General features: G+C 74.2%; 16 protein-coding genes and 1 pseudogene. 4 read left to right on the top strand and 13 right to left on the bottom strand.

The genetic code is table 11. The features are described from left to right. Positions 1–18: 18 nt before the first annotated feature. Complete coding sequence (locus AB0424_RS11625; protein WP_366304278.1) at positions 19–1347, bottom strand: PAS domain-containing protein; 1329 nt, start codon at positions 1345–1347, stop codon at positions 19–21. Between the two features lie 334 nt (positions 1348–1681). Between AB0424_RS11625 and AB0424_RS11620 the strand changes: the two are divergent. Both AB0424_RS11620 and iscB read left to right on the top strand, forming a co-directional pair. After that, positions 1682–2104: pseudogene (locus AB0424_RS11620) on the top strand (RRXRR domain-containing protein); the annotation flags it as partial. A gap of 139 nt (positions 2105–2243) precedes the next feature. Beyond that, the gene (gene iscB / locus AB0424_RS11615) at positions 2244–3236 is read left to right on the top strand and encodes an RNA-guided endonuclease IscB (protein ID WP_366304771.1); all 993 of its coding nucleotides are present in this window, start codon (positions 2244–2246) and stop codon (positions 3234–3236) included. Between the two features lie 257 nt (positions 3237–3493). Here iscB and pdxH read toward each other — a convergent pair whose 3' ends face one another. Further along, positions 3494–4120, bottom strand: a complete 627-nt coding sequence (gene pdxH / locus AB0424_RS11610; RefSeq protein ID WP_366304769.1) for a pyridoxamine 5'-phosphate oxidase — start codon at positions 4118–4120, stop codon at positions 3494–3496. A gap of 222 nt (positions 4121–4342) precedes the next feature. Here pdxH and AB0424_RS11605 point away from each other — a divergent pair, with 222 nt between their 5' ends. Then, positions 4343–5443 (top strand): citrate synthase 2, encoded by a 1101-nt coding sequence (locus tag AB0424_RS11605; protein WP_366304277.1) that lies wholly within the window; start codon positions 4343–4345, stop codon positions 5441–5443. 96 nt (positions 5444–5539) lie between these two features. Here AB0424_RS11605 and AB0424_RS11600 read toward each other — a convergent pair whose 3' ends face one another. Next, entirely contained in the window at positions 5540–6619 is a 1080-nt protein-coding gene (locus AB0424_RS11600; RefSeq protein ID WP_366304276.1) for a 2-oxoglutarate and iron-dependent oxygenase domain-containing protein, read from the bottom strand. 381 nt (positions 6620–7000) lie between these two features. Here AB0424_RS11600 and AB0424_RS11595 point away from each other — a divergent pair, with 381 nt between their 5' ends. Further along, positions 7001–8035, top strand: coding sequence for a M4 family metallopeptidase (locus AB0424_RS11595; protein ID WP_366304274.1), 1035 nt, complete (start codon positions 7001–7003; stop codon positions 8033–8035). 25 nt (positions 8036–8060) lie between these two features. Here AB0424_RS11595 and AB0424_RS11590 read toward each other — a convergent pair whose 3' ends face one another. The 10 genes from AB0424_RS11590 to AB0424_RS11545 form a co-directional block, all read right to left on the bottom strand. Further along, positions 8061–8660 carry a TetR/AcrR family transcriptional regulator gene (locus AB0424_RS11590; protein ID WP_366304273.1) on the bottom strand — a complete coding sequence of 200 codons (600 nt, stop codon included), beginning with the start codon at positions 8658–8660 and terminating at the stop codon, positions 8061–8063. Next, the gene (locus AB0424_RS11585) at positions 8648–9376 is read right to left on the bottom strand and encodes an enoyl-CoA hydratase family protein (RefSeq protein WP_366304272.1); all 729 of its coding nucleotides are present in this window, start codon (positions 9374–9376) and stop codon (positions 8648–8650) included. Before AB0424_RS11585 ends, AB0424_RS11590 begins: the two co-directional genes overlap by 13 nt. Continuing rightward, a complete protein-coding gene (locus AB0424_RS11580; RefSeq protein ID WP_366304270.1) occupies positions 9373–10959 on the bottom strand; it encodes an AMP-binding protein in 1587 nt (528 codons plus the stop codon). Before AB0424_RS11580 ends, AB0424_RS11585 begins: the two co-directional genes overlap by 4 nt. A 125-nt stretch (positions 10960–11084) precedes the next feature. After that, positions 11085–11516 (bottom strand): excalibur calcium-binding domain-containing protein, encoded by a 432-nt coding sequence (locus AB0424_RS11575; protein ID WP_366304768.1) that lies wholly within the window; start codon positions 11514–11516, stop codon positions 11085–11087. 331 nt (positions 11517–11847) lie between these two features. After that, entirely contained in the window at positions 11848–12981 is a 1134-nt protein-coding gene (locus tag AB0424_RS11570) for an acyl-CoA dehydrogenase (RefSeq protein ID WP_366304268.1), read from the bottom strand. Further along, complete coding sequence (locus AB0424_RS11565) at positions 12978–14861, bottom strand: biotin carboxylase N-terminal domain-containing protein (protein WP_366304267.1); 1884 nt, start codon at positions 14859–14861, stop codon at positions 12978–12980. The genes AB0424_RS11570 and AB0424_RS11565 overlap by 4 nt, the downstream gene beginning before the upstream one ends. An 11-nt stretch (positions 14862–14872) precedes the next feature. Continuing rightward, entirely contained in the window at positions 14873–16471 is a 1599-nt protein-coding gene (locus AB0424_RS11560) for a carboxyl transferase domain-containing protein (RefSeq protein ID WP_366304265.1), read from the bottom strand. Beyond that, positions 16468–18228: an acyclic terpene utilization AtuA family protein gene (locus AB0424_RS11555; protein WP_366304263.1), complete on the bottom strand. Its 1761-nt coding sequence runs from the start codon at positions 18226–18228 to the stop codon at positions 16468–16470. The genes AB0424_RS11560 and AB0424_RS11555 overlap by 4 nt, the downstream gene beginning before the upstream one ends. Continuing rightward, positions 18225–19013 (bottom strand): TIGR03084 family metal-binding protein, encoded by a 789-nt coding sequence (locus AB0424_RS11550; RefSeq protein WP_366304261.1) that lies wholly within the window; start codon positions 19011–19013, stop codon positions 18225–18227. The genes AB0424_RS11555 and AB0424_RS11550 overlap by 4 nt, the downstream gene beginning before the upstream one ends. A 249-nt stretch (positions 19014–19262) precedes the next feature. Beyond that, positions 19263–20423: an acyl-CoA dehydrogenase family protein gene (locus AB0424_RS11545; RefSeq protein ID WP_366304259.1), complete on the bottom strand. Its 1161-nt coding sequence runs from the start codon at positions 20421–20423 to the stop codon at positions 19263–19265. Positions 20424–20490: the final 67 nt, after the last annotated feature.

Raw genomic sequence — 20490 nt, 5'->3', positions numbered from 1 at the left:
ACGGAGGCCCCCCGGCCCTCAGTCCCGGTCGCCCAGCTCCAGCAGCGCGGCCACCCGCGCGGCCACCGTCTCCCCGAACACCACGTCCTCCCGCTCGAAGGGCGACCGGCAGGCCGCCCGCAGGAAGGTCAGCACACCCAGCGTGCGGCCCCGCGACCGCAGCACCAGGCACAGGGCGTGCGCCGCGTCCCCCGGCCACTGGTGGGCCTCCGCCCAGACCTCGGCCGTACGGCCCGCGCTCGCCCGCACCGTGCCGAGCCGGTCCCACGCCTGGAGCGCCGGATGCCTCGGCCCGTACCGCAGCGGGATGCCGCCGCCGACGACCGGGGACGACGGGCCGGGCGCGCCGCCCGCGGGCGTGGCGAGCGCCCGCGTCAGCCGTCGCTCCCCCGCCACCCGGTCCACGACCGCGTGGTCCGCGAAACCGGCCAGTGCGAAGTCCAACAGGACCGTCGCCGCCTCGCCCGGGTCCTCGCACTCCGCGGCCGCCATGCCCGCCCGGTGCAGCTGGCTCCACCGGAACCGCAGCCGGTCCGCCTCACGCGCCGCGAGCCGCTCCTCCGTCACGTCCTGGAACAGCCACGCCACCCCCAGCGGCACCGGCTCCTCCGCCATCGGCGACGCCAGCAGCAGGAAACCGCTGCGCCAGCACCTGCGCCGCTCCCCCGAGGCCGTCCGCAGCGTCACCCACACCTCGGCGGGCGCCGGCGGCGTCCCCTCCGCCAGCACGTGCTGGAAGGCCGCCTCCAGCTCCTCCGCGCCGTGCACGACCACATCGCCGAGCGGCCGCCCCAGCAGCGCCGTACGCCCCGTCCCGAAGGACCGGGCCGCATGGCCGTTGATCATCGCGGGCCGCAGATCGGCGTCCACCAGCACGACCCCCCACGAGGCGTCGTGGAACAGCGCCTCGCTCAGGGCCACCGACCGCTCCAGGTCCAGCTGCACGTGGACCTCGCTGAACGCGCAGTACACCCCCACCGGCGACCCGTCGGCCCCCCGCACCCCCGCCGCCTGGCTCCGCACGAGCACCCGCCCGCCGTCCTTGCGCAGCAGCACGAACTCGTGGACCTGCCGCCCCGGACCCTTCATCGCCCCCATCAGCCGGCCCAGCGTCTCCTCGGCGTCGGCGCTCCGCGCCGCCCACCCGGCGAACCCCCGCTTGCCGACCGCCTCGCCCGCCGACCACCCGAGGATCCGCTCCGCCTCCCGGTTCCAGTGCGTCACCGTCCCCCCGGCGTCGAACGCGCACAACGCCGCGTCCATCCCGTCCAGCAGCGCCGCCAGCAGATCTCCCCCGGCCCCCGGAACGGAAGCGGTCTCGCTGGCCGACCCCGTGAAAGCACTCATCCGGCACTCCCCCCATACTCCGGCCATTCAACTGGAACGTGACACAGAGCACACCACCTTCACCGAAATCACCGCCTCACGAAAACGAATGAAACAGCGCTCGAAGGAAGCGCCCGCGACCCCCTTCGCCACCGGCGCACTCCGGCCGGCCCGCCCGACAGTGACCCATGTCACATCACCCCCTCGTGGGCGAGGCCACGTGCATCGCGATCCCTAGGGTGATCACACGGACTCGTGAGGTCACTCGCTCCCCGGCGCGCGCCGGACTCCCCTGCGGAATCGGAGTGACCAGCCCCAGTCATCATGATCGTCGGATCGGAAGCGGGCGCCTTCGATGACTACGTTCCCGACAGGCCGGAAGACCCACCAGGCCGTGCTTCCTCAGCGGCCTGCTCTGGAATCCGCGAGCGCAGACACCCCTGGGAGCAGGGACGAAACGGCTCGTGGAGACCTCGCGAAGACGCGCGGCGCCGGTCGGGGACATGGGCGAGGGGAGACCGGCGGGCTCGGCACCCGGGCTCGTCGGCGTCACGCCGAACAGGCAGAGAACAAGGGCGGTAACGCCCCACCGGCGCCGATCAGGCGAGGCAGTCACCGCGTTTTCGTCCTCTCGCGGGACGGGCTGCCGCTCATGCCGTGCCATCCCGCGCGCGCCCGGGCTCTCCTGGCGAGGGGACGCGCCGTGGTGGCTCGGCACACGCCGTTCACCATCCGGCTCAAGGACCGCAGCCACGCCGAAGCCGAGGTCAGCGGGGTCGAGTTGCGGATCGACCCGGGTTCCCGAGGTACCGGGCTCGCCCTCACCGAGACGAGGCGGCAGCGCGCGGTGGACGGCAGCCTCGTCGTGGTCCGCCGTGGCCTCGCTCCGGCACCGGGGACCGCAGATCCACCAGGCGATGGTGCGCCGCGCCGGATACCGACGCAGGCGGCGGTCCGCGCTCAGGTACCGGCCGGCCCGCTTCGCCAACCGGGCGCGTCGGCCGGGTTGGCTCGCCCCGTCCCTGCGCCATCGCGTCGAATCGGTCCGGGCTGTCGTCGACCGCCTCCTCCGCTCCGCTCCGGTCCTCGCGATCCACCTCGAGGAGAATGCCTTCGCCATCCCCACGCTGAGCGCGTCGGAGGACGCCATCGCCGCCGCCCTCCCCGAGCGAGCGGGCGGGAGCTGTGCCTACTGCGGTGCGGCCGATGTCCCGTTGGCCGTCGATCACGTCCGGGCACGGGCGAGGGGCGGCACGGACCGACGCGCGAACCTTCTGCTCGCCTGCGTCCCGTGCAATCAGGCCAAGGCGGCTCGCCCCGTGGAGGAGTTCCTGGCCGACAAGCCCGACGTTCTGGCCCGTGTCCTCAGCCGTCTGCGGCGCCCTCTGAGCGATGCGGCCGCCATGAACGCCACACGGGTTCGGCTGGTCACTCTGCTCGTGGAGACCGGGCTGCCGGTCCACGTCTGGCCGGCGTCCCTGACCGCCTCGAACCGGGCCGCCTCGGCCCTGCCGAAGTCCCACACGCTCGACGCGCTCTCGGTCGGGTCGCCGGGTACCGGAGCAAGAGACGGCCTGGTGCGCATCCCCGACGCCGTGTACGTCCTGACGGCGACGGGTCGCGGCTCCTACGCCCGCACCACTCCGGACCGGTTCGGCTTTCCTCGGCTGGTGCGCCCCCGTCGGAAGCGGCACCAGGGGTTCGCCAGCGGCGATCTCGTACGGGCCACGGTGCGGAAAGGGCGGTGGGCCGGCGTCTGGACGGGGCGGGTGGCGGTGCGCAGCACGGGGCGGCACAGCGTCGCCACACCGTTCGGGCGGTTCAACGCGTCGCACGAGAACCTGCGCATGCTCCAGCGGGCCGACGGGTTCGCGTACTCCTGGGGGAGGGAAGCCAGGGGGTCCGAATAAATCGGTTGAGCGCCCCGCCCGGCGTTCGTAGTGTGTGAGTCACGCATGAAAGGAGGTGATCCGGAAGTGATTTCTTACCGGACCAGCGAGGTGACTGCGGGCTAGCGCCTGCCAGTCGCACTCTGTGCACCTCGGCAGGCAGTCTGCCGAACACCAACGCAGTCACCCGACCCGTGAGTCGCCGGTAAGTCCGGCCGGCTTCTGTCCGAACCTAGGCGGACAGGGACCCGACTCACGGGTCGTCTGCGTTTTCGGGGTCAGGGGGCGAGGCGGTCGACGTGCCAGGAGTCGGGGGTGCGGGTGTAGCGGAGGCGGTCGTGGAGACGGTTCTCGTGGCCCTGCCAGAACTCGACGGTGTCGGGGATGACGCGGATGCCGCCCCACTCCGGGGGGACGGGGACCTGTTCGTCCTCGGGGTAGCGGGCGGCGAGCTCGTCGTAGCGGGCGAGGAGGTCGGCCCGGGACGGGATGACGGTGGACTGGGGGCTGGCCCAGGCGCCGAGCTGGGAGCCGTGGGGGCGGGTGCGGAAGTAGGCGACGGTCTCGTCGCGGCCGGTGCGGACGGCACGGCCGGTGACGATGACCTGGCGCGCGAGGGGGTGCCAGGGGAAGAGGAGGGCGGCGTGCGGGTTGGCCGCCAGTTCCTCGCCCTTGCGGGAGGCGTAGTTGGTGAAGAAGACGAATCCCGCGTCGTCGTAGTGCTTGAGGAGGACCGTCCGGGAGGACGGGCGGCCGTCGGGGGTCGCGGTGGAGACGATCATCGCGTTCGGCTCGTGGATCGCCGGATTGGCGGCGGTCTCCTTGAACCAGCGGGTGAACTGCTCGATCGGCTCGGGCGCGAGGTCGGCCGCGGAGAGCTCCGTGGTGCGGTACTGCTCGCGCATGTCGGCGGGGTCCAGAGCGTCGGTCACAGGGCCATCCTGCCGCAGCGGCGCAGTGTGCCCGGCACCACGTGGCCCTAATCCTCACTCGCCGGATCGGCGCAGTGTGCCGGATGTCACGCTTCCCGGCATCATCGGAACCGTACAGACTCTTGGGCTGGATGACTGTTGATTCCCCACCATCGACCAACTCGGTTGATCGATCATCGATAGAGGAGCCGCCTGATGTCCGACTTCGTACCCGGGCTCGAGGGAGTCGTCGCGTTCGAGACGGAGATCGCCGAACCCGACAAGGAGGGCGGCGCCCTCCGCTACCGCGGGGTCGACATCGAGGATCTCGTCGGCCACGTCTCGTTCGGCAATGTCTGGGGTCTGCTCGTCGACGGCGCGTTCAACCCGGGCCTGCCGGCCGCCGAGCCGTTCCCGATCCCGGTGCACTCCGGTGACATCCGGGTCGACGTGCAGTCGGCGCTGGCGATGCTGGCGCCGGTGTGGGGCCTCAAGCCGCTCCTGGACATCTCCGCCGAGCAGGCCCGTGACGACCTGGCCCGCGCGGCCGTGATGGCGCTGTCCTACGTGGCGCAGTCGGCGCGCGGCCAGGGCCAGCCGATGGTGCCGCAGAGCGAGATCGACAAGGCCGAGTCGGTCGTCGAGCGGTTCATGATCCGCTGGCGCGGCGAGCCGGACCCGAAGCACGTCAAGGCCGTCGACGCGTACTGGACGTCGGCCGCCGAGCACGGCATGAACGCGTCGACGTTCACCGCGCGGGTCATCGCCTCGACGGGCGCGGACGTGGCGGCCGCCCTGTCCGGCGCCGTCGGCGCCATGTCGGGTCCGCTGCACGGCGGCGCGCCCTCCCGGGTCCTCGGCATGGTCGAGGAGATCGAGCGGACCGGCGACGCGAGGGCGTACGTGCGGCAGGCGCTGGACAAGGGCGAGCGCCTGATGGGCTTCGGGCACCGCGTGTACCGCGCCGAGGACCCCCGTGCGCGCGTGCTGCGCCGGACGGCCCGTGAGCTGGCCGCGCCACGCTTCGAGGTCGCGGAGGCGCTGGAGAAGGCCGCTCTGGAGGAGCTGCACGAGCGCCGCCCGGACCGGATCCTGGCGACGAACGTGGAGTTCTGGGCGGCGATCGTCCTGGACTTCGCCGAGGTCCCGGCGCACATGTTCACGTCGATGTTCAGCTGTGCACGGACGGCCGGCTGGTCGGCGCACATCCTGGAGCAGAAGCGCACCGGCCGGCTCGTGCGTCCGTCGGCCCGCTACACGGGTCCCGGCCGCCGGGACCCGCGCGACATCGAGGGTTACGGCGACATCGCGGGCTGATCCCGCACACCGCGACCCGCCACGGCGACGCCCGGCCCGCACAGTCGGGGCCGTCGCCGTGCGGGCGCGCGGCGCGCACCCGCCGAGAGCGACCCCCTAGACCAGCTGCGCGGGGCGCTCCTCGGGGTGGAGCAGGAGCTCCGCGTGGTGGCGGGCGGCGACCGAGGGGTGGGCGCGGAGCTTGCCCTTGAGCTCGTTGCGGCCGTACTCGGCGAAGAGCGGGTTGGCCGGGTCGACGGTGACGCCGGGGGCCCGGTCGGCGTACGGGAAGTCGAGCGGGGCGATCCGGGCGTCGAGCCGCGGGTTGTAGAAGAACGGGACGGAGTAGCGTTCCGTGGCCCCGGGCGGGGAGACCACCCGGTGGTTGGTGGCGACGAGGTAGCCGTCGGTGGCGACCTCCAGGAGTTCGCCGAGGTTGACGACGAAGGCGCCGGGCAGCGGCGGCACGTCGTGGAACTCGCCGTCCTCGCGCTGGACCTGGAGGCCGCCGACCTGGTCCTGGAGCAGCAGGGTGAGGAAGCCGTAGTCCTTGTGGGCGCCGACGCCCTGGTCGTCGCCCTCGCCGCTGCTGCCGGGGTAGCGCACCAGCTTGAGGTGCGGGTGGGCGCGGGGGCCGAAGATGTCGTCGTAGAAGTCCACGGGCGCGCCGATGGAGGCGAGCAGTTCGTGGAGGAGGCGCTCGGCGACGCCGCTGAGGCGGTCGATCCAGTGCAGGGCGGCGGTGCGCAGCTCGGGGAGGGCGGCGGGCCACTGGTTGGGGCCTTCGAGCCACCAGTAGGGCGGTTCCCAGGGGGCGGGGACGCGGGCGGGGCGCTCGGCGCCGATGTCGAGCTGGTCGCGCCAGTCGCGGGCGCCGGCGGTGCGTTCGTCGCCGATGCGGGTGTAGCCGCGGAAGTGCGGCGAGTTGAGGTTGTCGAGGGAGAGCCGGTCGGCCTCGGGCAGGGCGAAGAAGGCGCGCATGGCGGAGGTGAGGGCCCGGGTCTCGGCCTCGGTCACGCCGTGTCCGACGAGCTGGAAGAAGCCGACGTCGTGGGCGGCCGAGTGCAGCTGGGCGTGGAGCAGCTTGCGGGCCTGGGGGCCGCGGTCGGCGGCGGCGAGGTCGACGATGGGGAGCTGGGAGGCGTAGGGGCCCGCGGTCCGGGAGGTGCGGGTCGGGGAGTACGAGCTGTGCGTCATGGGGTGCGTCCGCGGGGTCTACGGGTGCCCGGGGCGGCCGCTGGGGATGGTGCGGGGGCCACGGGTGCCGGTCGGCTGGGGGCTCTGACGAGGGGACCCGGTGGGCGGGGGCGGGTGTGGTGCCCCGGTGCCGTGTGGGTCAGGCGGAGCGGCGACAGCTCATGCTCGTGACGCGGACGAAGTCCACGTGGCGACGGCGTACGAGCGTAGGCATGCGAACAGAATACTGCGGAGGGGCGCGGAGGGATGTGGTCCGGGTCACGTTCGGGTGGGGGGTCCGGGGGGCTGGCCAAAGGGGCGGGGGTACGCGAAGATCGCCGCCACGCGTGTTGAGTACACGCCAAGCTTCCCGTCGCAGCAGCCCTACGCAGGAGGATGTCCATGACCCGCCGCACCCCTCGTGGCCTGGTCGCCGCGGTCGCCGTCGCCGGTACGGCCGCCGCCGCCCTGCTTCCGTCCTCGGGCGCCTCGGCCGCCGCGCCGCCCCAGGCCCGGGTCTTCATGGTGAACCCGGTCCAGTCCTCGGGCGACCAGTCCCTCGCCGACCACAAGGACGCGGCGGCCGACGTGCCGGCCTCCGCGTACGCCACCGTCACCCTGCGCAACCTGGACGCGGGCGGCGGCCTGTCGGGGAGGTGGGTGGCCGTCCGCTCAGAGACGGGCAAGCCCGCGGCGCTCGCCGACGCCGGCGCGTACGACCGGTCCGACGACGGTTTCGAGCAGGTCATGGCGTACTTCTGGGTCAACGAGGCGCAGGAGTACCTCCAGGGCCTCGGCTTCGGCACCGAGCTGCGGGGCGCGAACGACCGCGTCCAGCCGGTGCGCCTCAACCAGTGGGGTGCCGACAACTCCTTCTTCACCGACAAGAAGGCCGAGATCCGCTTCGGCAAGGGCGGGGTGGACGACGCCGAGGACGCGGAGGTGATCGTCCACGAGTACGGCCACGCGGTGCACAACGCGCAGGTGCCCGGGTTCGGCACCTCCCCGGAGGCCGGGGCGATCGGCGAGGCGTTCGGCGACTACCTGGCGGTGGCCGTCGGCACGCAGGCGGTCGCGAAGTACGGCTGGCCGATGAAGGCCGACCAGGCGTGCGTGGCCGACTGGGACTCGACCGGGTACAGCGCGGCCCTGCACTGCCTGCGCCGGACCGACTCCTCCAAGACGTACGCGGACCGCGAGGGCGAGGTCCACGCCGACGGCGAGATCTGGTCCCGGGCGCTGTTCGACATCCGGGGCAGGCTCGGTGCGCGGACGGCCGACCGGATCATCGTGAACGCGCAGTTCGGCTTCGCCGCGGACACCGACTTCGCCGACGCGGCGCTCACCACGATCGCGACCGCGCGGCAGATGTACGGCACGGCGGCCGCGGACGCGGTGCGGGACGCCTTCCGGGCCCGCGCGATCCCGGGCGTCTGACCGCCGCCCCCGGGCGGGGGGCGGCTCAGCCGCTCAGCGCCTCCTCCACCAGCCGCGCCCACTGGGAGACCACACGTTCCCGGCGGGCGCGGTCGTCCGTGAGGAGGGTGGCGAGGCCGAGGCCGCGGGCCATGTCCAGGAGGCCCTGGACGGTCTCGCGGACGCCGGGGCGCGACTCGTCGGCGCCGAGCACCTCGACCGCGATGCGGTGGGACTCGCGGCCGACGCGGGCCTCCAGCTCGGTGACGCGGGCGCGGAGCTGCTCCTCGTCGGCGGCGGCCACCCAGAGGTGCAGGGCGGCCCGGAAGAGGGGGCCGGTGTAGAGGTCGACGAGGGCGGCGACGGCCTCCTTGCGGTCCCGGGACGGCAGGGCGCGCAGGGCGTGGGACCGCTCCTCGGCGACGTACTCGACGGCGGCGGTGAAGAGGTCCTCGCGGGTCGGGAAGTGGTGCTGGGCGGCGCCCCGGGAGACACCGGCCCGTTCCGCGACGACGGCGACGGTGGAGCCGGCCCAGCCGTGCTCGGCGAGGCAGGCCACGGCCGCTTCCAGGAGCCGCTGCCGGGTGGCGCGGCTCCGGTCCTGCTTGGGGTTCCGGTCCGGCTTGGGTGCGGTCAGAGCCGCCATGCGGGGTCCCGTCGTTCGAGGAAGGCCGTCATCCCTTCGCGTGCCTCGGCGGAGGCGAAGAGCGTGGCGGACCTCTGCACCAGGTCCTCGGCGTCACGCTCGAAGGTCTCCAGGACTCTAGCGGTGACCAGTCGTTTCGACTCCCGCAGGCCCTGGGGGGAGCCGGCGCGCAGGGCGTCGAGGACGGTGTCGAGCTCCGTGTCGGGGGCGGTGACCAGGCCCATGGCGACGGCCTGGGGGACGCCGAACCGCTCGCCGGTCAGGTAGTGGCGGGCGGCGGCGCGCGGTTCGAGCCGGGGCAGCAGGGTCAGGGAGATGACGGCGGGGGCGACGCCGATGCGGACCTCGGTGAGCGCGAAGTCGGCGCCTTCGCCGGCGAGCACGATGTCGGCCGCGCCGAGCAGGCCGAGGCCGCCGGCCCGGGTGTGGCTGCCGGGGCGGACGTGGGCGACGACGGGTTTGGGCAGTTCGACGATCTGCCGGAGCAGGTCGACGAAGGCGTACGGGCTCGGGGGCGCCTTCAGGTCGGCGCCGGCGCTGAAGGTGGTGCCGGTGTGGGTGAGGACGACGGCGCGGACGGCGGGGTCCTTGCCGCAGGCGGTGAGCGCGTCGGCGAGTTCGCCGACGAGGGGGGCGGAGAGGGCGTTGCGCGTGTCGGGGGAGTTCAGGGCGAGGGTGGTGATGCCCCGCTCCTCGCCGATGGTCACCAGGGTCATGCGCGGTCCCTCAACTCTCTGCGGAGGATCTTCCCGGACGCTGCCCGGGGAACGGTGTCGACGAACTCCACGGCGCGGACCTTCTTGTACGGGGAGACGCGCGCGGCGACGTGGGCGAGGACGTCCTCGGCGGTGAGTCCGGCGGCGGTGGGCTGGCGGACGACGAACGCCTTGGGGATCTCGGTGCCGTCGGCGTCGGTGACGCCGATGACGGCGGCGTCGGCGATGCCGTCGTGGGTGAGGAGGAGGGCTTCGAGCTCGGCGGGGGCGACCTGGAAGCCCTTGTACTTGATGAGCTCCTTGACGCGGTCGACGACGAACAGCCAGCCGTCCTCGTCGACGCGTCCGACGTCGCCGGTGTGCACCCAGCCGTCGGCGTCGATCATGGCGGCGGTGGCGTCGGGCCGGCCGAGGTATCCCTTCATCACCTGGGGTCCGCGGATGGCGACCTCGCCGTCCGCGCCGGGTGCCGCGTCCTCGGAGGGGTCGTCGAGGGAGAGGATGCGCATCTCGGTGGAGGGCAGGAGCCGGCCGACGGTCCCCGGCGGCGGGTTCTCGGCGTCGAGGGGGACGACGTGGGTGCCCGGGGAGAGTTCGGTCATGCCGTACGCCTGGCGGACCGGCGGGAGGCCGAGCCGGGTGGAGCACGCCTCGGCGAGGGCCGCGTCCAGCGGGGCGGCGGCGCTGACGATGTACCGCAGGGACGACAGGTCGTAGTCGGCGACGGCCGGGTGCTTGGCGAGCGCGAGGACGATGGGCGGGGCGACGTAGAGGCCGTCGATGCGGTGGTTCTGGATGGCGGCGAGGAAGGTGTCGAGCTCGAAGCGGGGCAGGACGACGACGGTGGCGCCGCGGCGGAGCGGGGCGTTCATGAGGGCCGTGAGCCCGTAGATGTGGAAGAACGGCAGGACGGCGAGGATCCGGTCGCCGGGGCCCATGGGGACGAAGGGTTCGAGCTGGGCCAGGTTGGTGGCGATGGACGTGTGGGTGAGCATCACGCCCTTGGGGATCCCGGTGGTGCCGGAGGAGTACGGCAGGGCCGCGACGTCCTCGTCGGGGTCGACCTCGATCTCCGGTACGGGTCCGGTGCTGCCGAGGAAGGACTGCAGCGACCGGACGCCCGCTGCCTCGGGCGCCTGGTCGCAGACGAATATCTCCTCGACGCCGCCGGCGAGTTCGGCGGCGGCGCGGGCGGCGGGCAGCAGCGGCGAGACGGTCACGATCCACCGTGCGGAGGAGTCGCGGAGCTGCCTGGCGAACTCCTCGGCCGTGGCGAGCGGGTGGACGGTCGTGACGGCCGCGCCGGCCCGGGTGGCCGCGTAGAACGCGATGGGGAAGAGCACGGTGTTGGGGCTGTGCAGGGCGAGCACGTCACCCTTGCGCACCCCCGCCTCGGCCAGGCCGGCGGCCACCAGCCGGTGGAACGCGTCGACCTGGGCGTAGGTGAGGGTCAGGGCCCCCTCCCCGCCGGTGCCGTCGATCAGGGCGGGGGTGTCGCCGTGCTCGGCGGCCCCGCCGAGCACGGCGTCGTGGATGGGCAGGGAGAGGGTGGGAACGGCCTCGTACGCGCTGTGGAACACCATGCGTTGACCCCCTGGGGAGAGGAAGGGCGGATGCCGGGATCACTGCCGTGTGCGGAACTCGGGGAGACCCTGTCAGCCCTCCCGAAATCAATCAAGCGTGCCTGCATGGTTTCCGGCGCGGCGGTTCACCTTTCGCAGGCGACCCCGTCGCCGTCGCGGTCGAGACGGCTGCTGTAGCCGGGGTCCCCGCGGTGGATGGGGGCGGCTCCGGCGTCGCGCACCTCGGTGCAGTTGGCGTAGTGGACCTCCGGCTCCGGCTCGGCGGTCTCCGCCGGCCGGGTCGTCTGGGCGGGCCTCGGCTTCACGGGCTTCGGCGTGGTGTGCGCCGGCTCCGGGGCCTCGGTGGTCGGGGCCTGGGTGGTCGGCTCGGGGGCCTCGGTCGTCGGGGCCTGGGTGGTCGGTTCCGGCGTGGGCGTGGGCGCCTCCGTGGTGGCCGGGGGCGTCGTCGGCTCGGCGGTCGTCGGGGTCGCGGAGGCCGTGGCGGTCGTGGCGGGCTTGGGGTCGTCCGCGCCCTTCTCCTTCGGGTCGTCGCTGACGAGGACGGCGAGGAACCACAGCCCCGACACCACCGTGACCACGATCTTCGTCCGGCCGCTCCAGCGGCTCAGCCAGGCCAGGGCCATGCCGGCCGGGGGGATGAGCACCAGCAGGGTGATGATCAGGGCGGGATGCTGCCACCAGCGGCGCGGCGGCGCCCACGACGGCTGTCCCCGGTACGGGTCGGGCTGCTGGTACACGTACGTCTCCCCTGTCCAGGCGCCCGGATGTGAGCGAAATGGGGGGATCGTACACGCGTTCTCCACAACTGGGGGCGGAATGCGCCGAGATGGGATCCACGACCCCGCGGGCCGACCGCCGTGGGGGCGGCCCGCGGGGCCCCGGAGGGGGTCAGTAGGACTTGGGGAGGCCGAGGGTGTGGGTGGAGACGTAGTTGAGGATCATCTCCCGGCTGACGGGCGCGATGCGGGCGACGCGGGCGGCGGTGACGAGGCGGGCGAGGCCGAACTCGCGGGTGAGGCCGTTGCCTCCGAGGGTGTGGACGGAGGTGTCGACCGCGCGGACACAGGCTTCCGCGGCCGCGTACTTGGCCATGTTGGCCGCCTCGCCGGCACCGATGTCGTCGCCGGCGTCGTACAGCCGGGCCGCCTTCTGCATCATCAGACGGGCGAGTTCGAGCTCGATGTGCGCCTGCGCGAGGGGGTGCGCGATGGCCTGGTGGGCGCCGATGGGGGCCTTCCAGACCTGGCGCTCCTTGGCGTAGGCCACGGCCTTCTCCAGGGCGTGGCGGCCCATGCCGATCGCGAACGCGGCCGTCATGATCCGCTCGGGGTTGAGGCCCGCGAAGAGCTGGAGGAGACCCGCGTCCTCGTCGCCGACCAGGGCGTCCGCCGGAAGGTGCACGTCGTCGATGGTGAGCTCGAACTGCTTCTCGTCCGCGTCGAGTTCCATCTCGATGTGCCGGCGGCCGAAGCCCGGCGTGTCGCGCGGGACGATGAACAGGCACGGCTTGAGGTTGCCCGTGCGGGCGTCGGAGGTGCGGCCGACGATCAGGGTGGCGTCGGCGATGTCGACGCCCGAGACGAAGACCTTGCGCCCGTTCAGGACCCAGCCGTCCTCGGTGCGGGCGGCGGTGGTGGTGATCCGGTGGGAGTTGGACCCCGCGTCGGGCTCGGTGATGCCGAAGGCCATCGTGCGGCTGCCGTCGGCCAGGCCGGGGAGCCAGGCCCGCTTCTGCTCCTCGGTGCCGAAGCGGGCGATCACGGTGCCGCAGATCGCGGGCGAGACGACCATCATCAGGAGCGGGGCACCGGCGGCGCCCGCCTCCTCCAGGACGATGGACAGTTCGGCGATGCCGCCGCCCCCGCCGCCGTACTCCTCGGGCAGGTTCACGCCCAGGTAGCCGAGCTTCCCGGCCTCCGCCCACAGCGCGGCCCGGTCGAACCCGGGGCCGTGGCGCCGGCCGAGGGCGGAGACGGCGGACCGGAGTGCGGTGTGTTCCTGCGGCTCGATGTCGGTGCTCATACGGGGTCTTCCTCCAGTGCCTCGGTCTGTACGACGGCGAGCAGGGCGCCGACCTCGACCTGGCGGCCGGGGACGGCGTGGAGCGCGGTGAGCGTGCCGGAGGCGGGAGCGGTGACGCGGTGCTCCATCTTCATGGCCTCCAGCCAGAGCAGGGGCTGTCCGGCGGTGACCGGGTCGCCGACGGCGAGGCCGTCCGCGACCCGGACGACGGTGCCGGGCATGGGGGCGAGCAGCGAGCCGGGGGCGGTCTGCTCGCTCGGGTCGGTGAAGCGGGGGCGGACGGTGAGCCGGTGGGGCCCGGCGTGCACGGTGCCGTCGCCGTAGGAGTCGACCGTGTACGCGCGTACGACGCCGTCGACTTCGAGCCGGACGCGGTCGGGGGACGCGGAGACGACCCGCACGCCCGCCGGGGAGGTGACCTCGTGGCCGCCGCCCCGGGTCGGCCGGTAGCGGACCTCGTGATCGCCGTACGTCCTCGTCTCGTCCTGCGAGCGGAGGTTGCGCCAGCCGCCGCCGAAGCGGCCCGCGCCGGCGGCGGCCTCGGCGAGCGCGGCGGCGACCGCCGCGTACGCCTCGCCGACCGGGGCCGTGGTCAGCTCGGGCAGGTTCCGCCCGTAGAAGCCGGTGTCGAGGGCTTCCGGGGCGGTGTACTCGGGGTGGCGCAGCGAGGCGACCAGCAGGTCGCGGTTGGTGACCGGGCCGTGAACGCGGGCCCGCTCCAGCGCGTGGGCGAGCTTGCGGGCCGCCTCGGCGCGGGTGGGCGCGTGGACGATCACCTTGGCGAGCATCGGGTCGTAGTGGACGCCGACGGCGTCGCCGGAGGCGTACCCGGTGTCGAGCCGCACCCGCCCCTCCGCCGGGACCTCGAAGCGGTGCAGCACGCCCGTCTGCGGCGCCCACTCCCGCGCCGGGTCCTCCGCGTAGAGGCGGGCCTCGATCGCGTGGCCGCGGGGGGCCGGGGGCTCGGGGGGCAGGGCCCGGCCCTCGGCGACGGCGAGCTGGAGGGCGACGAGGTCGACGCCGTACACCTCCTCGGTGACCGGGTGCTCCACCTGGAGGCGGGTGTTCATCTCCAGGAAGTGCGCCCGGCCGTCGGCGACGAGGAACTCGACCGTGCCCGCGCCGGTGTAGCCGACGGCCTTCGCCGCGCGGACGGCGGTGTCCAGGAGCGACGCCTCCAGGGCGGCGGGCAGTCCGGGTGCCGGGGCCTCCTCGATCACCTTCTGGTGACGGCGCTGGAGCGAGCAGTCGCGGGTGCCGAGCGCCCAGACGGTGCCGTGGGTGTCGCAGAGGAGCTGCACCTCGACGTGCCGCCCGTTCTCCACGTACGGCTCGACGAACACCTCCCCGTCCCCGAAGGCGCTCTCGGCCTCCGCCGACGCGGCCCGCAGCTCCCCTTCCAGGGCGCCCAGTTCGCGGACGATCCGCATGCCGCGGCCGCCGCCGCCCGCCGCCGCCTTCACCAGGACGGGCAGGTCGTCCTCGGTCACCTCGGACAGCGGCCGGATGCCGAGGAGTTCCTTGGCGCGGGTCTTGGAGGCCATCGCCTCGATGGCCTCGGGCGGCGGGCCGATCCAGAGCAGCCCGGCGTCGGTCACCGCCCGCGCGAAGGCGGCGTTCTCCGACAGGAAGCCGTAGCCGGGGTGGACGGCGTCCGCGCCCGCGGCGAGCGCCGCCGCCACCACCAGGTCGCCGCGCAGATACGTCTCCGAGGGCGTCGCCCCCGGCAGGCGTACCGCCGCGTCGGCCTCCCGGACGTGCAGGGCGTCGGCGTCCGCGTCGGAGTGGACGGCGACGGTGGAGATGCCCATTTCGCGGCAGGTGCGGAAGACCCGGCAGGCGATCTCGCCCCGGTTCGCGACCAGTACGGTCGACATCATCTGATGAGCCCTCACATTCGGAAGACGCCGAAGCCGCCGCGGGCGCCCTCGACCGGTGCCGTGTGGATCGCGGAGAGGCACAGCCCGAGGACCGTGCGGGTGTCGCGGGGGTCGATGACCCCGTCGTCGTAGAGGCGGCCGGAGAGGAACATCGGCAGCGACTCGGACTCGATCTGCGCCTCGACGAGGGCGCGGAGCCCGGCGTCGGCCTCGTCGTCGTACGGCCGGCCCTTCGCGGCGGCGGAGGCGCGGGCGACGATGGACAGGACGCCGGCGAGCTGCTGGGGGCCCATGACGGCGGACTTGGCGCTGGGCCAGGCGAAGAGGAACCGGGGGTCGTAGGCCCGGCCGCACATGCCGTAGTGGCCGGCGCCGTAGCTCGCGCCCATCAGGACGGACAGGTGGGGGACGCGGGAGTTGGAGACCGCGTTGATCATCATCGCGCCGTGCTTGATGATGCCGCCCTGCTCGTACTCCTTGCCGACCATGTAGCCGGTGGTGTTGTGGAGGAAGACCAGCGGGATGTCGCGCTGGTTCGCGAGCTGGATGAACTGGGCGGCCTTCTGCGACTCGGCGGAGAAGAGGACGCCCTGCGCATTGGCGAGGATGCCGACGGGGTGGCCGTGGAGGCTCGCCCAGCCCGTCACGAGCGAGGGCCCGTACAGCGGCTTGAACTCGTCGAAGTCGGAGCCGTCGACGATCCGGGCGATCACCTCGCGCGGGTCGAAGGGGGTCTTGAGGTCGCCGGGGACGATGCCGAGGAGCTCCTCCTCGTCGTACTTCGGCGGCGCGGCGGGCAGCGGATCCGGGTGCGCCTTGCGGTGGTTGAGGCGGGCCACGATCCGGCGGGCCTGGCGCAGGGCGTCGGCCTCGTCGACGGCGTAGTGGTCGGCGAGACCGGAGGTGCGGGCGTGCATGGCGGCGCCGCCGAGGGACTCGTCGTCGCTCTCCTCCCCCGTCGCCATCTTCACCAGCGGCGGACCGCCGAGGAAGACCTTCGACCGCTCCTTGATCATCACGGTGTGGTCGGACATGCCGGGGACGTAGGCGCCGCCGGCCGTCGAGTTGCCGAAGACGACCGCGACGGTCGGGATGCCGGCGGCGGAGAGGCGGGTGAGGTCCCGGAAGAGCGCCCCGCCGGGGATGAAGATCTCCTTCTGCGAGGGCAGGTCGGCGCCGCCCGACTCGACGAGGGAGACGACGGGCAGCCGGTTGGCGTACGCGATCTCGTTCGCCCGCAGGGCCTTCTTCAGGGTCCACGGGTTGGAGGCGCCGCCGCGCACGGTCGGGTCGTTGGCGGTGATGAGGCACTCGACGCCCTCGACGGTCCCGATGCCGGTGATCAGCGAGGCGCCCACGGTGTAGTCGCTGCCCCAGGCGGCGAGCGGCGACAGCTCCAGGAACGGGGTGTCGGGGTCGAGGAGCAGCTCGATCCGCTCGCGGGCGAGCATCTTGCCGCGTCCGCGGTGCCGGGCCGTGTACTTCTCGCCGCCGCCCGCGAGGGCCTTGGCGTGCTCGGCCTCCAGGACGGTCAGCTTGTCGAGCATCGCGGCGCGGTGGGCCGCGTAGTCGGGTCCGCCGGTGTCGAGGGCGGAGGCGAGGACGGTCACTGGGGTCCCTCCGTCGGGCTCTCCGGTGCGGCGGCCGCGGCGGGGTCGCCGGGCGGGCGGTTCTCCGGTACGGCGGTCAACAGTTCCTCCGGTACGTCGAGTTCGCGGGAGCGGAGCCACTCGCCGAGCGCCTTGGCCTGGGGGTCGAAGCGGGCCTGGGAGGCCACGCCCTCGCCGAGGATCCCGGCGACGGTGAAGTTGAGGGCCTTCAGGTTCGGCAGGACGTGCCGGGTCACGGCCGACCCCGCGGTCTCCGGCAGGAGGGCGCGGAACCTCTCGACGGTGAGGGTGTGGGCGAGCCACCGCCACTCCTCCTCCGTGCGGACCCAGACGCCGACGTTGGCGTCGCCGCCCTTGTCGCCGCTGCGGGCCCCGGCGATCCGGCCGAGGGGCGCCCGCCGCACGGGACCTTCCGGGAGCGGCGGCGGGAGCGGCGGGTCGGGTACGGGTGCCAGGTCGAGGGTCCGCTCCGGGGCGGGGACGTCCCGGCGGGTCCCGTCGGGCAGGACCGCGGTGTGCGGGACCTCGGAGGCGGGCACGTACGCGGCCTCGAAGACGCCGTAGGGGGCGCCCTTGCCGGGCGGGGCCGTCACGTGGAAGCCGGGGTAGCTGGCGAGGGCGAGTTCGATGGCGGCGCCGGTGAGGGCGCGGCCGACGGGCTCGGGCGCGGGATCGCGCACGACGAGCCGGAGCAGGGCGCTCGCGGTCTCCTCGGTGGGGGCGTCGGGCCGGTCGGTGCGGGAGAGCTCCCACCGCACGGAGGCCGGCCGGGAGCCGGTCAGCGCGTCCTCGATCTGGTCGCGCACCAGCCGCGCCTTGGCCTCGACGTCGAGGCCGGTGAGGACGAAGACGACCTCGTTGCGGAAGCCGCCGAGCCGGCTGCGGCCGACCTTGAGCGTCGGCGGCGGCGCCTCTCCCCGTACGCCGTCGATCCTGACCCGGTCGGGCCCCTCGCGGGTGAGCCGCACGGTGTCGAGCCGGGCGGTCGCGTCGGGGCCGGCGTAGCGGGCGCCGGCGGTCTCGTAGAGGAGCTGGGCGGTGACCGTGCCGATGTCGACGAGGCCGCCGGTGCCGGGGTGCTTGGTGACGACGGACGAGCCGTCGGCGTGGATCTCCGCGACGGGGAAGCCGGGGCGGCGCAGGGCCCCGGGGCCGAGCTCCGTGAAGAAGGCGTAGTTGCCGCCGGTGGCCTGGGTGCCGCACTCCAGGACGTGCCCGGCGACGACGGCCCCCGCCAGCTTGTCGTACTCCTCCGGGCCCCAGCCGAACCGCCACTGCGCGGGCCCGGTGACGAGGGCGGCGTCGGTGACCCGGCCGGTGACGACGACGTCGGCCCCGGCGGCGAGGCAGGCGGCGATCCCGGCGCCGCCGAGGTAGGCGTTCGACGTCAGCGCGCCGTCCGCCGGGGTGAGCCGGTCGCCCTCGACGTGGGCGACGCGGGTCGGCAGGCCGAGCTTCGCGGCGAGCGCGCGGAGCGCGTCGGCGAGTCCGGCCGGGTTCAGGCCGCCGGCGTTGGCGACGATCCGCACGCCCCGTTCGTGGGCGAGGCCGAGCCCCTCCTCCATCTGCCGGAGGAAGGTCCTGGCGTATCCGGCCGCCGGGTCCTTCAGCTGGTCGCGGCCGAGGATCAGCATGGTCAGTTCGGCGAGGTAGTCGCCGGTGAGCACGTCGAGTTCGCCGCCTGTGAGCATCTCGCGGACCGCGTCGAACCGGTCGCCGTAGAAGCCGGAGGCGTTGCCGATGCGGAGCACCCTCACGCCTCCCGGGGGGCGCGGCCGCCGCCGGCCGGTCCCGCGAACGCCTGGGCGATGTCCAGCCACCGCTCGGCGTCGGGCCCGTCCGCGACCAGGGCGGTGTCGGTGCGGTGGACGCGCTGGGTGACGAGGAGGCAGAAGTCGAGGGCGGGGCCGGTGACCCGCTGCGCCGCGTCCTCGGGGCCGTACTCCCACGACGTTCCGTCGGGTGCGGTCAGTTCGACCCGGAACGGCCCGGCGGGCGCCGGGACGCCCCGGACCAGATAGGCGTAGTCGCGGGCCCGGACGCCGATCCAGGCGACGTGCCGGAGCCGGGCGGTGGGCGCCCGGACGGCCCCGAGGGCGTCGGCGACGTCCTGGCCGTGCGCCCAGGTCTCCATCAGGCGGGCCGTGGCCATCGCGGGCGCGCTCATGGGCGGCCCGTACCAGGGGAACCGGGCGCCGGGTGCGACCGCGCCCAGGGCCGCCCGGAGGAGCTCCCGGCCCTCCCGCCAGTGGGCGAGCAGCTCCGCGGGCGGCAGCTTCGTGCCCTCCTCCGCACCCTCGTCGACGAACAGGTCGGGCGCGGCGAGCGCCTTCGCGGTCTCGGCGGCGAACGCCTCCGCGTCGGTCGCGGCGAGGAGGGCCGCGCGGTCGGTCCAGGCCAGGTGCGCGATCTGGTGGGCGATCGTCCAGCCGGGCGCGGGGGTCGGCACACCCCACTGCTCCTCGGTCAACTCGGCTACCAGCGCGTCGAGTTCTTCACTCTCGTCGCGCAGGTCGTCGAGGACGACGACGGGGTCGGACACGGTGCGCTCCCCTCGGGGACGGGCGTTCACGGGCCTTCGCGAGGAGCATGGCAGCGACGCCAGAAACAATCAAGCGTGCTTGCTTTACTTTCCCCGGGGCGGCGGCACCCGCCCCCACGGGGCCGGCCCCGCGCCCCGCCCGGCCACGCCCCGCCCGGCCACGCGCCCCGCCCGGCCGCACCCCCCCTGCCCGGCCACGCCCCCCCTGCCCGGCCACGCCCCGGCCCGGAGGCGCGGCACGGCGCGGGGTCAGCGGTGGGAGGGGAAGACGGTCGCCGCGTAGGCGGCGGCAGCCGGGGCGGGCTGGAGGGCGGCATGGGCGGCGACCGCGTGGATGTCGCGCCACGCGCGCTCCAGGCCGCCGCCGGCGATGAGGCCGCGGGCGCCGCCGGTGCGCATCAGCCGCTCCACCGCGCCGGCGAGGAGGTCGACGGCGACGGCGGCGTCGCGCTGGTTCAGGGCGGCGTCCATCAGCCCCCCGGCCGGGTGGTCGGCGCGCGCGGCGGCGGTCTCCAGCATCAGGCGCGCCGCGTCGATCTCGGCCGAGCAGCGGGCCAGGGTCTGCTGCACCGCCGGATCCTCCGTCAGCGGGGTCCCGTCGGGAAGGCGGCGCAGCCCCACCAGGACCGTCCACGCCTCCAGCGCGCCACGGGCCGCACCGAGCGCCGGCGCGGCGAAGAGGAGCGCGGCGACCAGCTGGTACGGCACCCGGTGGCAGGGCGCCGCGTCCGCGTCGCGGACCCCGGTGAGCAGGGTCTCCCGCAGGAAGGTGCGGTGCTCCGGCACGAACACCCCGTCGACCGAGACGCTGTGGCTGCCCGAGGCCCGCAGGCCCACCGCGTCCCAGGTCTCCCGGATCAGGACGTGCTCGCGCGGCACCGCGAGGACCCGGTAGGCGGGGGCCTCGGGGTCGCCGTGGTCCAGGGAGGCGAGCAGGACCCACTCGGCGTGCTCCACGCCGCTCGCGAAGGCCCACTCCCCCGTCAGGGTCCAGCCGCCGGGCACCCGGGCGAGCCGGCCCGCCGGCGGCACGACCGCCGCCGCGATCCGCGTGTCGGGCGAGTCGCCCCACAGCTCCCGCTGCCCCTCGACCGGGAGGTGCGCGGCGAGGCGGGCATGGGCGGCGAACAGCACGCCGCACCAGGCGGCCGACGTGCAGGCCGCGCCCACCCCGGAGGTCGCGTCGACCACGGCGGCGAAGGTCCCGGCGGCGCCGCCCCACGCCCGGGGCACGAAGTGCCGGGTCAGACCCGCGGCGGTCATCGCCGCGACGACCTCGGGGTGGAGCCGGCCGGCACGCTCCGACTCCTCGGCGTGCCGCGCGGCGGCGGCGTAGAGGTGTCCGGCGGCGAGGGGATCGGGGCTTCCGACACGAGGGGCCCCGGCTGCGGAGGTCTCGACGACTGTCATGACGCGTACTCCTTGAGTGGCGGTGCTGATGCGAGTAGAAAAAGATTCGGTCTGGAAGGTATTTTCT

This window comes from Streptomyces sp. NPDC051180 (assembly GCF_040689545.1).
In the GTDB taxonomy this organism is placed as follows: domain Bacteria; phylum Actinomycetota; class Actinomycetes; order Streptomycetales; family Streptomycetaceae; genus Streptomyces.
This window is presented reverse-complemented; position numbering and strand designations above follow the sequence as displayed.

Excerpts from the sequence above, each read along its gene's own strand:
- AB0424_RS11625 (WP_366304278.1), bottom strand. The coding sequence starts at position 1,347 with ATGAGTGCTTTCACGGGGTCGGCCAGCGAGACCGCTTCCGTTCCGGGG.
- iscB (WP_366304771.1), top strand. The coding sequence starts at position 2,244 with ATGGTGCGCCGCGCCGGATACCGACGCAGGCGGCGGTCCGCGCTCAGG.
- pdxH (WP_366304769.1), bottom strand. The coding sequence starts at position 4,120 with ATGCGCGAGCAGTACCGCACCACGGAGCTCTCCGCGGCCGACCTCGCG.
- AB0424_RS11605 (WP_366304277.1), top strand. The coding sequence starts at position 4,343 with ATGTCCGACTTCGTACCCGGGCTCGAGGGAGTCGTCGCGTTCGAGACG.
- AB0424_RS11600 (WP_366304276.1), bottom strand. The coding sequence starts at position 6,619 with ATGACGCACAGCTCGTACTCCCCGACCCGCACCTCCCGGACCGCGGGC.
- AB0424_RS11595 (WP_366304274.1), top strand. The coding sequence starts at position 7,001 with ATGACCCGCCGCACCCCTCGTGGCCTGGTCGCCGCGGTCGCCGTCGCC.
- AB0424_RS11590 (WP_366304273.1), bottom strand. The coding sequence starts at position 8,660 with ATGGCGGCTCTGACCGCACCCAAGCCGGACCGGAACCCCAAGCAGGAC.
- AB0424_RS11585 (WP_366304272.1), bottom strand. The coding sequence starts at position 9,376 with ATGACCCTGGTGACCATCGGCGAGGAGCGGGGCATCACCACCCTCGCC.
- AB0424_RS11580 (WP_366304270.1), bottom strand. The coding sequence starts at position 10,959 with ATGGTGTTCCACAGCGCGTACGAGGCCGTTCCCACCCTCTCCCTGCCC.
- AB0424_RS11570 (WP_366304268.1), bottom strand. The coding sequence starts at position 12,981 with ATGAGCACCGACATCGAGCCGCAGGAACACACCGCACTCCGGTCCGCC.
- AB0424_RS11565 (WP_366304267.1), bottom strand. The coding sequence starts at position 14,861 with ATGATGTCGACCGTACTGGTCGCGAACCGGGGCGAGATCGCCTGCCGG.
- AB0424_RS11545 (WP_366304259.1), bottom strand. The coding sequence starts at position 20,423 with ATGACAGTCGTCGAGACCTCCGCAGCCGGGGCCCCTCGTGTCGGAAGC.